The organism is Actinorhabdospora filicis, assembly GCF_030269765.1.
GTDB classification, from domain to species: domain Bacteria; phylum Actinomycetota; class Actinomycetes; order Mycobacteriales; family Micromonosporaceae; genus Actinorhabdospora; species Actinorhabdospora filicis.
Window position 1 is genome coordinate 1 of the sequence record NZ_BSTX01000018.1, and the last position, 285, is coordinate 285.

Below are 285 nucleotides of genomic sequence, written 5' to 3' on the forward strand. Positions count from 1 at the left end.
GGGTGGGCTCGAAGTTTTTCGGGCAGGGACTGGTGTTCCGAGCCGGTTGGGTGGCTAGTTGAGCGGTGTGCGTGTGTTGTTTGAGATGTGCATAGTGGGTGCGAGCATCTAGCAATTGAGCCGATGCGGCACGATCCTTCATCCTTTCGAGGGTGTGAGGGTTGTTGTTGTTTTGGGTCGTTGTCTGTGTTGTTGTGTTTGTTAAGTTGTCAAGGGCGCATGGTGGATGCCTTGGCACCAGGAGCCGATGAAGGACGTGGGAGGCCGCGATAGGCCTGGGGGAGT

The 285-nt window shown here is 56.5% G+C and carries 1 rRNA gene; it reads left to right on the forward strand.

Features of this window, described 5'->3' with window-relative positions:
* Positions 1 to 199: 199 nt before the first annotated feature.
* A 23S ribosomal RNA gene (locus QSK10_RS34180) occupies positions 200 to 285 on the forward strand; the annotation flags it as partial.